This is a genomic window from Kribbella sp. (assembly GCF_035687465.1).
Lineage (GTDB): Bacteria > Actinomycetota > Actinomycetes > Propionibacteriales > Kribbellaceae > Kribbella.
Genome location: NZ_DASRXP010000050.1, coordinates 1 through 12,835, shown reverse-complemented (window position 1 = coordinate 12,835; position 12,835 = coordinate 1). Strand labels below are relative to the sequence as shown.

Sequence of the window (12,835 nt, the reverse complement as noted above, 5' to 3'; positions counted from 1 at the left end):
CGTTCGGCGCGGGCGACTACACCGCCGATCAGGAGTAGCGCGGCCAGCCCGGCAAGGATTCCCGCTGTCCGTCGCCATCGAACGGGACCGGCGGGCCGATCGGGAGCCGGTTGCGACGCAGCCGTCGCCTCCGCTGCCACTTCGGCGACCGGTAGGGACCAGTTCACGTTCCTGGCGATGACGAGTCTGCCCTCGACCTCGGCCTGTTTCTTGGGCCGTTGATGGGGCGTCTCGGCGACAACCCGGTCGTAGGTGTAGTTGTACAGCTCGTCCAGGGTGATCTCCCCGTCGCCGTCCAGATCCGCGCTGCCGTCGCGTAGTCCCTGCACCAGGTGCTTGGTGAACACGGACTGAACCGCCTTGCCCTTCACCCTGTTGCCTTCGAACGAGTACTGCGTCGAGTCGGACGCGGTCAGCACTGTGCGACCCCGGCCCCGGAATCGCTCCAACGCATGCACGTCCGTGTCGCCCTTCGCCCGCAAGCCGGAAGGGAAGGCCCCGCTGTAGCAGCAGTCGAGGATGAGTACCTGGCGGCGGCCGGCGGAGCCATCCATCGCCTGGTCGATCTGCTCGGCCGGCAACGAGGTGAACAGCAGGCTGTCCCGCTGGGTGTTGCTCATCGCCAGGTAGAGCCGGCCGTTCTCGTCCTTCAGGCCGTGACCGCTGAAGTACAGCAGCGTCAGGTCGTCGGTCCGGCAGGTCCGGTAGAACTCCCCGATCGCCGCGCCGACCCGGTGGTGCGGCTCGTTGATCAGGGTGGTGACCTCGAACCCGGCGATCTCGGCATCGGCCAGGACCTCGGCCAGCGACTCCGTGTCGCGCGGCGGGGCGGCCAGCTGCCGCAACCCTGCGTCATCGTACCGGTTGCTGGCGATCAGCAGTGCGAGCCGCCTACCCATCTGTCCCCCATCGTCGGCCCCTCACATGATCGGGCACGAAGGTCGACCGACGCCACCCATCTGCTGAGCTACGCATCCGTAGGGTGATGTGTTCTTCACGGGTGAGTGGTGACCTCATCCACTACTGGGCGGGTGAACGGCGAGCGGAGGATGACCGCGACAGATCCGGCGAACGTGAAGGAGATGGCGGCAATGGCACTTCTGGACCTGCAGGGGCTCGAGATTCCTGGTGGGCACGGCGGCGGCGGTGGCGGGGGCGGAGGTGGCGGCGGCAGCACGCTGACCATCCTCTTCTGCGGCTCGCAGCGGCCGAGCAACCTCAGTCTGCTCCTCTGTCACTGACCGGCGAGTGGATCTGACGGCAGCCGCCTGGGGGCCGTCAGATCCACGTCGGCACGGTCAGATCCAGCCTGCTTCCTGGGCTTTGCGGATTGCCTCGATCCGGCTGCGGGAGCCGGTCTTGTTGAGGATGTGCGAGAGGTAGTTGCGCACGGTTCCGGCACTCAGGCTGAGCTTGCGCGCGATCTCCTTCGCGGTCGCCCCGGTGGTGACGAGGCGGAGTACTTCGCTCTCGCGTTCGGTGAGCGGGTTGTCTCCGGCCCGGAGCGCCGCCATCGCCAACTCCAGGTCGATCACCGGCAGGCCGTCGGCGATCCGCCGGACCGCGTCGACGAGTTCGTCCGGCGACGCGTCCGTGGCGATCAGCCCGACCCGCGGCGCCAGCCGGACCAGCGCCAGGTTGACCGCGGCGCGGACGTCCCGGTCGACGAGGATCAGTACGCCCGGCGACGAGACCAGCCGGCAGACCTTGTCGACGCCGATCTCGCCCGGCATCCGCGGATCCAGCACCAGCACGTGCGGATGCTCGCGCGCGACCGCCGGCAGCACGTCGTCGGCGTGGTCCACCTCCGCCACCACGTGCAGATCGACTTCTCTCGACAACACCGCCGCCAGCGCACCTCGCAGCAAGGTGCCCCGATGTCCAAGCACTACCCGAATCATGGCCCCGCCCCCGTTACAGCTTCCCCGTGACATGCTTTCGAGACTTATGGGTTACCGAATTCCCCAGAAATTCGAAAATCAGTCACCAGTCAGTCTGGGACCATCCGGCGCAAATGTCACCCCCCATCGACCGTTGCTCTCGGCCAATGAATCCGCTGCCTGCACAGGGTTGTGACGCCAGGGAAGGAAGTTGCCGGGCGGGAAAGCCGCCAGGGCTATTAGGGCAGCCAAAAGGTCATCGGGCCTGCCCCCAAGAGTGGGTCAGACGGTGACGCGGGAGCGGATGAATCTCAACGCGATGGCCGCTACCAGACTTAATCCGCCAAGGACCATCAAAACGGTGACCAGGGTCGCCGAATTGTTCAGGTTGCTGTCGCAGGCCATCGGCGTGATGCCGGCGGCCGGTGCGAACACGGACCCGCAGTCGGTCCCGCTCGAGGAGACCGACCGGAAGCCGAGCGCCACTCCGCCGAGCAGCAGAGCCACTCCGGCGATCGCCAGGATTTTGTTCAGCATCGTCACGCCGACACTGTCTTCTGCAGGCATGCCGACGGCACGGCCTGACTGCCCCGTTGCACTTCGCTCACTCCTGACTTCGACTGACATCTCTCCGAACTTACGGTCAGCAGCCCGCTGAGCCACATCGACGGAGCCGTCAGCAGCGAATCTTCACACAGTCCTTACTCAGGACATACCTACCACGTGACGATGGTCTCAGAGCCCACTTCGGCCGGTGACAGTGGCATGCCCGTGCCACCGGCAGAGCCCCGGTGAAGGAATCCCGAGCCGGTCGTAACCTGTGCGTTTCCTTCGGTCACGCGGCTGAAACATGCGCTTCTTACTTTGAGAGTCCACGTCAGCCGCGCGAGGCGGTGATCCCCCATGTACGAGCAAGTTGACCCGTTCATCGGGACCGGCGCCACCGATCTGCCCACGCCAAAGGGCCTGGCAGGGACCTGGTGGTGGCCCAAGCCGCAGGTCGGCAACACCCACCCGGGCGCCGTGCACCCCTTCGGAATGGTGTCGGCCTGCCCGTACTCCGGGGCCTACCCGACCGGCTACGGGCTGTACGACTTCAACACCGAGGGCGTGCCCGACCTGTTGTATGACCGCCCGGTCGCCTCCGGCTTCACCCACTTCCAGCAGTCCGGCACGGGCGCGATCCGCAAGTACTACAACTACTTCCGGGTCACGCCGATGCTCGGCCCGCTCGATGACCTGGGCACCACGTGGGACCTGTTGGACGAGGTTGCCGAGCCCGGCTACTACGCGGCGACGCTGAGCTCGGGGATCCGCTGCGAGGTGACGGTCGGTCCCAAGTCGGCCGTCCACCGGTACACCTTCCCGGCGCATGACGCCGCCCGGATCGTCATCGACGCCTCGACCGGCGGCCTGGCCATCCCGCACAGCCAGACTGTGCCGCTGAAGGCACACCTGGCGATGCTGGAGCCGGGGGTGGCTCAAGGGGAGATCCACGTCGAGGGGGTGCCGCTGGCCGTCCACCTGGAGGTCGACGCCCCCGGCTGGCGGCAGGCGCTGTGGTACGACCGGCGCCTGATGCCGGGCGGCACCCGCCTCGACTTCGACTACATCCGGCCGACCACCTTGCGGCCGTTCGGGCTGATGTTCATGGGCCCCTCGCGCGCCGAGCAGACCGTCGAGGTGCGGCTGGGGTTCTCCCTGCGTGGGTGTGAGACGGCCCGCGACAACCTGCGCACGGACGTCGGCCGTACCCAGGCCACATTCGCCGGGCGGCGCGACCGCACGGCAGCCAGCTGGCGCGACCACCTCGGAAAGGTTGAGATCAAGGCAGAGTCCGATGACCAGGCAACGGTTTTCGGCACCGCGCTCTACCACTCGCTGGTCAAGCCGTGCTTCGCCCCGGACGAGAGCCCGTCGTCGACGACCGAGGGCCCGTACGCGTTCGACATCTGCACCATGTGGGACATCTACCGCACCCAGCTGCCGCTGATGACCACACTGTTCCCGCAGCGCTCGGTCGCGCTGGCCAGCGCGCTGCTGTCGATTGCCGAGCAGGAGGGCAACCTGCCGATCGGCTACCGGATGGCCAAGGGCGCCGACCGGTTCTCCCGGCAGGGCAGCGCCCTCGCGCACACCTTCTTTGCCGACCTGTGCCAACTGGATCTGCCTGGCATCGACTGGGACTGGGCCATGGTGCACCTGGAGATGGACCTGCGCCGGACGTACGGCGAGGACTACCTGGTGCACGGTGTGGCGCACCCGATCAGCCACACCCTCGACCTGGCGTACGCCTACCACTGCACCGCGGCGATCGCCCACAAGGTGCGCGACCGGCCGCTGGCCCAGCAGATGCGCGACCTCGCCCAAGGCTGGCGGGCGGCGTACGACCCGGGCACCGGCCTGCTGCGCGACTCGACGTTCTATGAGGGCGGCCGGTGGAACTACTCCTTCCGGCTGCTGCACGACATGCGCGCGCGGATCGCGCTCGCCGGCGGCGATGAGGCGTTCGTGGGGCTGCTCGACCGGTTCTTCGGGTACGACGCCGCACCGGTCACCCAGCCGGGGGTGGCGCCGAGCGTGGCCGAGATGGACGCCGGGTACGGCCTGAGCCGGTTCGAGGGATTGAACAACGAACCGGACTACGAGGCGCCGTGGTCCTACCACTACGCGGGACGGCCGGACCGAACGGCAGAGGTGGTGCATGCCGCCGTGGCCAACCAGTTCGGCACGGGCCGGGGCGGGTTGCCAGGTAACGACGACTCCGGCGGGCTGTCTGCGTGGTACGTGTGGGCGACGCTCGGGCTGTTCCCGGTGGCTGGGCAGAACCTGTTCCTGGTGAGCGCGCCGGCCGTGGCGGAGTCCATGACCCGGCTGCCGGAGGGCGACCTGTCGATCACCACCACAGGATTCGAACCGGTCGAGGCAGGCGGACCGGTCTCCTACGTCCAATCCATCGCGGTGAACGGCAAGACACTCGAACGCCCCTGGATCTCCGGCCGGGAACTGCGGCACATCCGCAACCTGCACATCGAGCTCGGCCCTCAGCCCTCCGGCTGGGGCAATCAGATCAGGCCACCCTCCACATCCGACCCGCTGCACGCCGCTGGAGGTGAGGCATGAGCATCGCCGACGACACGCTCGTCCCGTCCGCACCCAACCGCCGCCTGGTCATTGTCGTCCGCGCCGACCCGGTGATCTGCGGGCACTCCGGTGAGGCCCGGTGCCTCGCGGAGGTGGCGCTCACCCGCGGGTTCGACGACGTGCGGATCGTGACCTGGCCGCTGGATGCGCTGGAGGCGGCCGGGCTGCCGTTGAAACCACTCGACCGCGTGCTGCCGTACAGCCCTGGCATCACCGTGGAGCGGCCCGCTCCCGTCGGCGACTACCGGGTTCCGGACGGGCGCTACCTGTCCGGGCTCATCGGGCGGCTGGTCGAGCTGTTCAGCGACGGAGTGCCGACGGTGGCGATGTCCCTGTACCTGAGTCCGCACGCGATCGCCGTGCAGGAGGCCGTCCAGGTGGCGCGCCGGATCGGGCCCGCACGGGTCATTACGGTGGCTGAGGCGGTGGGTTCCGACATCACCAACGTGGTGCGCGAGTGCGTGAACACCGGCCGGTTCGGGGCGGCCGCACACATCCTGTCGGTCTACCTGGCGGCCGACCACTGCGTGGCGGTGTCGGAGTACACCAGGGACCTGATCGTGGCCTCGGCGGCGACCCTCGACGGCATGCACGGAACGACGTTCGCGCAGCGGTGCCGTGAGCGGATCGCCATCTCCTACCCGGCGGTCGACTCCTGGTCCTACCTGTCGCTCACCGATGACGGGATCGCCGAAACTCTGGCCCGACGCGGCCTTTCGCGGGACGGGTACGTGCTGTTCCTGTCCCGGATCGCCTCGGCGAAGGGGGTCGATGACCTGATCGACGCCTACGCCGGGTCGCGGACAGCCGAGCGGGTGCAACTGGTCCTGGCCGGGCGCGGGCCGCAGGAAGCTGAAGTGGTGGCGCGGGTGGCGGCAGCGGGCCTGGGCGAGCGGGTGCAGGTGCTGACCGACGTGGACGACGCGGAGAAGCCGGCGTTGATGGCCGGGAGCGCGGCGTTCGTGCTGCCGACACGCGAGCAGCCGGAGTTCGTTGAGACGTTCGGGATCGCGCTGGTCGAGAAGGCTCTCGCCGGCGGCGGGCCGATCATCACCTGCGCAACCGGCGGCGTACCCGAGGCGGTCGGTGATACGGCCCTGCTGGTGCCGCAGCGTGACCCGGCCACGCTGCGGACCGTGCTTGATGAGGTCGTGTGCGACTGGACCTCCGAGCAGCGGGCGGCAGCCGAGCGGCGCGCACGGGCGTACGCGTTGCAGTTCGACCGGGTTCCGGTCTTCGACCGCCTCTTCGCGCTCGCCGCGCCCCCCGCCGTCCACGTCGCCTGATGTTGATGCCCGCACCATGCGAGGCAGTCAGTCCCGGTTGGCTGGAACAGGGACCCACTGCGGAATCATCACGGCCATTTGCTGGAGGACTTTGACGAACTGGGTTCGCTGGGTGGGGCTGAGGGTCTCCCAATGAGCCTGTTGGGAAGCGCGGAGGGCGTGGCGGTTCTGGGTGTAGAGGGCTCGGCCCGGGGGAGTCAGGGCCACTTCCACCTTGCGTTCGTCGCTGGGTGAGCGGGTTCGGGTCACCACGCCGGTTTGCTCCAACTGCTTGAGCATTCGGGTGGCATTGGGGCCGGAGACGCCGGCCTGGGTGGCGATTTCGCCTACCGGGAGTGGTCCGTCGGTGGCTACGGCGTCCAGCAGGGCCAACTGGGACAGGGAGAGGCCTGCGGCGTCGCGAGCCAGTTGGGCCCGGTTGCGGCGCATGGCGGCGTACAGGTCATGGGTGGCGGTGACAAAGTCCTCGAACTGCTGGTCCGTTGGCATGAGATCAGTGTATCTTGGAATATCTAACATGATATCTATTGTTGTGTTAGATACTTCGAGAGGAGAGGAACCAGGACCATGAGGATCGACGTACACGCTCACCTGTGGAGCGAGGAGTACCTGCACCTGCTCGAGAGCTTCGGGAGCACCGAGGCGCCGGCTCACCACAGGCTCGGCGCGGGATCGACCAGCGAAGAACTCGACCAGCGGTTCGCCCTGATGGACAAGGCGGGGATCGACCTACAGGTCCTGTCGACGCCACCGGCCTCACCACATTTCGAGGACGAGGCACACGCGGTCGAGGCCGCCACGTGGGTCAACAACGAGTACGCCGAGCTCACCAACCGCTACCCCGACAGGTTCCGGGCGTTCGCGACTCTCCCGCTCCCCCACACCGATGCCGCGCTGGCCGAGTTGACCCGTGCGCTCGACGAGCTCGGCATGCTCGGCGTCGCCATCACCACCGACGTACTCGGTCAGGCGATCGACGGCCCCGCTTTCCTCCCCATCTACGAGGAACTTGACCGCCGTGGCTCGGTCCTCTACGTCCACCCGGCCGGCACCCGCGCCCAGTCAGAGCTGATCAGCGAAACCATGACCTGGTCGATCGGCGCCCCGATCGAGGACACCGTCGCGCTCACCCACCTGATCCTGGCCGGCATCCCGAGCCGCTTCCCCAACCTCAAGATCCTCGGCTCCCACCTCGGCGGCGCACTACCGATGACCCTCAACCGGATGGACCGCCAGCAGCCCTGGGAATCCCCGAACACCCCCGAGAAGCCCAGCCTGGCAGCCCGCAGAATGTGGTTCGACACCGTCGCCCACAACCACATCCCCGCCCTCCACGCCGCCGCCGAAACCCTCGGCGCCGACCACCTCGTCCTCGGCACCGACTTCCCCTACCAATCCGGCGAAGCCTTCCAAGAAGCCGTCACCTACATCGAACGAGCCAACCTCGACGACGCCGACACGACGGCAATTCTCGACACCACAGCAGCCAACCTGCTCGGCGTCACCCCGCCGGCCTGACGGAAACTCAGAAGCCGAGAGGCTGGTCGACGAGGACGATCGTGACACGTTCCGGTAGGGGCTCGGCGTCGTAGATTACGGTCTTGTTGGCGGCACTGCCCGGCGCTCCGGTCGCTTTCATGCGCGCGTCCTCTTCGGGCAGCGCGATGCCGTGAAGCCGGGCCAAGGCAGCGTCGAGGTCTGGGACCACCTCATTGACGCCGACCACCCAGATGCCCCTCGCAGGGCCGAAGAGGTAGAACGCCTGCCGGCTGCCGGAGTAGTCCACGCCCACTACCTGGCCGGACCTGGTGACCGCCTGGACGCTGCCCAGATAGACGTCACTGCCCTGGCCGAATGAGCCGAGACCTGGATTCCCCGCGACTCGGTCTGAGTGTTCAGGCCTACTCGCACAACCAAAGGCGTCGGGGCCGTTCAACAGCGGCGTAGGGGCGCAGTAGACCATCTCAACGATGCCTGGGGCAACGGTCGCGGCGGTTCGTCAGCAAGATTGAGGGCCAGGCCGCAGAAGGCGAGGCCGATCAGGCGTACCGCGGGTCGTTCGGCCCGCGGATCGGCCGTGCCCTTGAGCTGCCCGACCACCGCCAACCAGGCGAAGATCCGCCGACTCCGGTGCAGTGATTCGCGGAGCCCCACTGATTCTCATCCACCCCCGAACACATCTCAGATTGCTGACACAGAATCTGAGATCTAGCGAATCTCGACAGTCGCCGGTCTTGACAGGCGACCGCGGCACGACTTAGTTTCTCACTAAATTTAGTGCCGAACTAAGTGAGGCTGGCGCGTGGTCAATTCCCAAGGTCCGATCCCCCGGGGTGAGCTGGTTCCGTCCGGGATCGTCGGCCTGCTCGGCACCCAGGGCCCGACCTCGCGGACCGACATCGCCCGCGCACTCGGCCTCAGCCCCGCGACCGTCACCCAGGTCACGAAGGACCTGATCACCCGCGGCCTGGTCGAGGAACTCCAGTCCGTCCCCTCCAAAGGCGGCCGCCCCGCCCGCCTGCTGGGCCTCGTCACCGACGCCGGCGTCGCGATGGGCGCCAAGGTCACCGCCGACCACGTCGCGATCGTGACCGTCGAACTCGACGGCACCGTCCGCTCCTCCGCCGCCCACGACTACGACCCCGGCGCCGACGACGCGATCGCCCGCCTCGGCCAGATCCTGGCGAAGGAGGTCGCGGAACTGGACGACCGCCTCCTCGGCGTCGGCGTCGGCGTACCGGGTTCCGTCGACTCGCAGGCCTCGGGCATCGTCGACGCCCCGACCCTGTCCTGGCAGGCGGCCCCCGTCGGCCCTGTACTCCGCGCCGCCATCGGCACCCCGGTGCTCGTCGACAACGACGTGAACACCCTGGCCGCCGCTGAGCGGTTGTACGGGATCGGGCGGGACCACTCGGCCTTCCTGGTCGTCACCATCGGGCGCGGTATCGGCTGCGGGATCGTCGTGGACGGCGGCATCTACCGCGGCGCGAACGGCGGCGCCGGCGAGATCGGCCATATCCCGACCGAACACGACGGACCGGACCAACCGCCCTGCACCTGCGGATCCACCGGCTGCCTCGAGGCGTACATCGGTGCCGCCGGCATCATCCGGACCGCGCGCGCCCGCCAGGTCATCGGTCCCCGCGGCGACCTCGCCACCTTGTTGCGCGCAGCAACGACCGGCGACGCGGCCGCTCGACAGGTCTTCGACCAAGCAGGCGCGATGCTCGGCCGGGCACTGGCCGGCGTGATCCACACGATCGATCCCGAGGTCGTGGTCCTGATGGGTGAAGGGGTGGACGGATGGGAGTTATGGCAGACCGGATTCGAGCCGTCGTTCCGGCGATCGTTGCTCCCGGCCCGCAGGGCCGTGCCCGTGGTGGTCGAGCCGTGGACAGAGGACCAATGGGCCCGCGGCGCCGCCTCTCTCGTACTGGCGTCGCCCTTCGACTCCACAGGCAACGGCGGCGAACAGAGCCGCCTGGTCCGCGCGAGGCTGGGCGCCCAATGAAGCAGGACCGCACCAAGAATCCCACTGCGACCGGCCGGCGCCCGCGGAACTGGAAGAACCTCGGCTGGGTCTTGTTCTTCCTGCTGCCCAGCGCCATCCCGCTGTTCATCTTCACGCTCGTCCCGATGGTCTCGTCCCTCTGGGTGAGCCTGCACAAGTGGAACCTGATCTCCCCGATGGAGTGGGTCGGGCTGAGCAACTACAGCAACCTGCTCAGCGACCCGATGACCCGCCGCGTCTTCCTGCACACGCTGATCTACGTCGCCGGCTACCTCCCCATCGTGTACGCCGGCGGCCTTCTCCTGGCGCTGGCGCTCAACCAGAAACTCAAAGGACGCGCCTTCCTCCGGGCCACCTACTTCCTGCCCGTCGTGACCAGCTGGGTCGTCGTCGCCCTTGTCTGGAAGTGGTTGCTCAATCCAACGAATGGTTTGGTCAACCAGGTCCTCGGTGCCGTCGGCCTCCCGGAACCAGGCTGGTGGACCGACCCGCACTGGGCCTTGCCGGCCGTGATCCTGTCGTCGGCATGGAAGGACCTCGGCTTCGTGATGGTGATCCTGCTGGCCGGACTGCAATCGATCCCGGGCGAGTTCTACGAGGCCGCCAAGGTCGACGGTTCGAACGCCTGGCAACGGTTCTGGCGGATCACCCTTCCGCTGCTGTCCCCGTCGACGTTCTTCGTGGTGGTGATCTCGCTGATCAACGGGTTCCAGGTGTTCGACCAGGTCTACGTGATGACCGCGGGCGGTCCGGCCGGATCGAGCCAGGTGGTGGTCGGGCAGATCTACGACCTCACCTTCCGCTACGGCCGCGCGGGCGAGGCATCCGCCCTGTCGTGGATCCTCTTCGCCCTGATCCTCGTCATCACCGTGGTCCAGATCCGCGGCCAGCGGAAGTGGGTGCACTATGCGTAGCACGCGACGCCGCAGCACGCAGTACGACGGTCCTGAGACCCGCTCGCTCGCTGCCAGGCTTGTTTTGTACGCCGCTGTGCTGGTCGGCGCCGCGATCATGCTCTTCCCGTTCCTGTGGACGGTGATCACCTCGATCACGCCGGAGGGATCGCTGGCCGACGGACCGACGCTGATCGTCGACAACCCGACCCTCGGCGCCTACCAGACCCTGCTCGACGCGTTGCCGATCTGGCGGATCATCCTGAACTCGCTCGGAGTCGCAGTCGCCTCCACCTTGCTCCAACTCGTCACCGGTTCGATGGCGGCGTACGGGTTCGCGCGGCTGAAGTTCCCGCTGAAGAACGTCGTCTTCGGGTTCTACCTGGCCACGCTGATGGTGCCGCTGCAGGTTCTCGTCGTCCCGCTCTTCATCGAGATGAAGACCCTGAACCTGCAGGACACGTACTTCGCGTTGCTGGCGCCTACGATCGCGTCCGCCTTCGGGGTGTTCCTGCTGCGCCAGGCGGTCACCGCGGTACCGATGGAGCTGGACGAGGCCGCCACCATCGACGGCGCCGGGCATCTCCGCATCTTCACCACCATCGTGCTGCCGTTGATCCGCCCCGCGCTCGCGACCGTCGCGGTGTTCGCGTTCATGGGCAGCTGGAACAGCTTCCTCTGGCCGCTCGTCGTGATCCGGTCGCCGGAGTTCATGACGCTCCCGCTGGGCCTGTCCACGTTGCAGGGCCAGTTCACCACCCAGTGGGACGTCGTGATGGCGGGATCCGTCGTCTCGATCGTGCCGATCGCCATCGTCTACCTGCTCGCCCAGCGCCACATCATCGCCGGTGTCGCCCACACAGGCATCAAGTAAGGGAAGGGAACCGCTATGCGCCTCCTGAAGATCGCGGGCATCGGCCTTGCCGCCGCACTCGCGCTGACTGCCTGCGGGCAAGGCTCAGCGACCAAGGAAGTCGCGGCGCCGGACGGCAAGAGCGTCGTGCGCTACATGAACTTCTCCGCCAACGACGGCCACGAGAAGGACCTGGCGGCGATCGTCACCGCCTTCCAGACCGCCAATCCGAACATCACCGTCGAGGTCGAGACGGTGCCCTTCGCGAACTACTTCACGAAGTTGCAGACCGCTGTCGCTGGTGGCACCGCGGCCGACGCCTTCGAGTTGAACTACGAGAACTTCGTCACGTACGCGAAGAACGGCTCCCTCGCGGAACTGCAGAACGTCGACGCCTCGGCGTACAAGAAGTCGCTGTATGACGCGTTCGCCGACAGCGGCAAGCAGTACGGCGTACCGGAGTCGTTCTCCAACGTCGTCCTCTTCTACAACAAGGCGCTGTTCAAGCAGGCCGGGGTGGCCGAGCCGACGGCCGAGTGGACCTGGAAGGACGAGCAGGCCGCGGCGCAGAAGCTGACCAACAAGGGCCAGAAGGTCTGGGGCGACTACCAGCCCGTGTCCTACAACGAGTTCTACAAGGTGCTCGCGCAGAACGGCGGCGAGTTCCTCAACGCGGACCGGACCGCCGCGACCTTCGACTCCCCGCAGGGCGTCGAGGCGGCCAAGTTCCTGATCGACAAGGTCGGCAAGACGATGCCGACCGAGGCCGACGGCGCCGGTACTCCGGACTTCGACTCGAAGCTGTTCAAGTCCGGCAAGCTGGCGATGTGGCACACCGGGATCTGGATGTTCGGTCCGATGGCGGACGCGCCGTTCGACTGGGACGTCGTGGTCGAGCCGGGCAACACCCAGAAGGCGTCCGCGATGTTCGTCAACGGGCTGGTCGTCTCGGCCGCGTCCAAGAACGCCGAGGCCGCGCAGAAGTGGGTCACCTTCCTGGCGTCGTCCGACGACACCACGAAAACCCGGCTCGCGTCCTCCTGGGAGCTCCCGCCGGTCGCTGACGAGGCCAAGCTCGCGCCGTACCTGGACCAGAAGAAGCCGGCCAACCGCAAGGCCGTCTTCAGCGCGCTCGAGCAGACCGTGCTGCCGCCGGTGATCGAGCGCCAGCAGGAGATGCAGGACCTGGTCACCACCGAGCTCACCTCCGCCGCGGCCGGCCGCAAGCCGGTGGAGAAGGCTCTCGCCGATGCCCAGACCAAGGTCAA

Annotated in this window: 13 protein-coding genes; 8 read left to right on the top strand and 5 right to left on the bottom strand. The window is 67.5% G+C overall.

Going from position 1 to position 12,835, the window contains the following annotated elements; genetic code table 11:
- A partial coding sequence (locus VFG33_RS02565) for a caspase family protein (RefSeq protein ID WP_325021939.1) occupies window positions 1-899 on the bottom strand: 899 nt, incomplete at its 3' end.
- Between the two features lie 150 nt (window positions 900-1,049).
- Between VFG33_RS02565 and VFG33_RS02560 the strand changes: the two genes are divergently transcribed.
- Window positions 1,050-1,241, top strand: coding sequence for a SapB/AmfS family lanthipeptide (locus VFG33_RS02560; protein WP_325021937.1), 192 nt, complete (start codon window positions 1,050-1,052; stop codon window positions 1,239-1,241).
- A 57-nt stretch (window positions 1,242-1,298) separates the two neighbouring features.
- Here the strand turns inward: VFG33_RS02560 and VFG33_RS02555 are convergent, their stop codons facing one another.
- Complete coding sequence (locus tag VFG33_RS02555) at window positions 1,299-1,889, bottom strand: response regulator transcription factor (RefSeq protein ID WP_325021935.1); 591 nt, start codon at window positions 1,887-1,889, stop codon at window positions 1,299-1,301.
- Window positions 1,890-2,162: 273 nt separating this feature from the next.
- Window positions 2,163-2,507 (bottom strand): hypothetical protein, encoded by a 345-nt coding sequence (locus VFG33_RS02550; RefSeq protein ID WP_325021934.1) that lies wholly within the window; start codon window positions 2,505-2,507, stop codon window positions 2,163-2,165.
- A 276-nt stretch (window positions 2,508-2,783) separates the two neighbouring features.
- On the opposite strand from VFG33_RS02550, the gene VFG33_RS02545 reads away from it, so the two are divergent.
- Together VFG33_RS02545 and VFG33_RS02540 are read left to right on the top strand one after the other, a co-directional pair.
- The gene (locus tag VFG33_RS02545; protein WP_325021933.1) at window positions 2,784-5,003 is read left to right on the top strand and encodes a glycoside hydrolase domain-containing protein; all 2,220 of its coding nucleotides are present in this window, start codon (window positions 2,784-2,786) and stop codon (window positions 5,001-5,003) included.
- Entirely contained in the window at window positions 5,000-6,310 is a 1,311-nt protein-coding gene (locus tag VFG33_RS02540) for a glycosyltransferase (protein ID WP_325021931.1), read from the top strand. The genes VFG33_RS02545 and VFG33_RS02540 overlap by 4 nt, the downstream gene beginning before the upstream one ends.
- A gap of 27 nt (window positions 6,311-6,337) precedes the next feature.
- Here the strand turns inward: VFG33_RS02540 and VFG33_RS02535 are convergent, their stop codons facing one another.
- Window positions 6,338-6,799 carry a MarR family winged helix-turn-helix transcriptional regulator gene (locus VFG33_RS02535; RefSeq protein ID WP_325021929.1) on the bottom strand — a complete coding sequence of 154 codons (462 nt, stop codon included), beginning with the start codon at window positions 6,797-6,799 and terminating at the stop codon, window positions 6,338-6,340.
- A gap of 78 nt (window positions 6,800-6,877) precedes the next feature.
- Here VFG33_RS02535 and VFG33_RS02530 point away from each other — a divergent pair, with 78 nt between their 5' ends.
- A complete protein-coding gene (locus tag VFG33_RS02530) occupies window positions 6,878-7,828 on the top strand; it encodes an amidohydrolase family protein (RefSeq protein ID WP_325021927.1) in 951 nt (316 codons plus the stop codon).
- A gap of 7 nt (window positions 7,829-7,835) precedes the next feature.
- Here the strand turns inward: VFG33_RS02530 and VFG33_RS02525 are convergent, their stop codons facing one another.
- Complete coding sequence (locus VFG33_RS02525; RefSeq protein WP_325021925.1) at window positions 7,836-8,273, bottom strand: LUD domain-containing protein; 438 nt, start codon at window positions 8,271-8,273, stop codon at window positions 7,836-7,838.
- Window positions 8,274-8,612: 339 nt separating this feature from the next.
- On the opposite strand from VFG33_RS02525, the gene VFG33_RS02520 reads away from it, so the two are divergent.
- The 4 genes from VFG33_RS02520 to VFG33_RS02505 form a co-directional block, all read left to right on the top strand.
- Window positions 8,613-9,821, top strand: a complete 1,209-nt coding sequence (locus VFG33_RS02520) for an ROK family protein (protein ID WP_325021923.1) — start codon at window positions 8,613-8,615, stop codon at window positions 9,819-9,821.
- Window positions 9,818-10,735, top strand: coding sequence for a carbohydrate ABC transporter permease (locus tag VFG33_RS02515; RefSeq protein WP_325021921.1), 918 nt, complete (start codon window positions 9,818-9,820; stop codon window positions 10,733-10,735). The genes VFG33_RS02520 and VFG33_RS02515 overlap by 4 nt, the downstream gene beginning before the upstream one ends.
- Window positions 10,728-11,588, top strand: a complete 861-nt coding sequence (locus VFG33_RS02510) for a carbohydrate ABC transporter permease (protein ID WP_325021919.1) — start codon at window positions 10,728-10,730, stop codon at window positions 11,586-11,588. Before VFG33_RS02515 ends, VFG33_RS02510 begins: the two co-directional genes overlap by 8 nt.
- Window positions 11,589-11,603: 15 nt before the next feature.
- A partial coding sequence (locus tag VFG33_RS02505) for an ABC transporter substrate-binding protein (protein ID WP_325021917.1) occupies window positions 11,604-12,835 on the top strand: 1,232 nt, incomplete at its 3' end.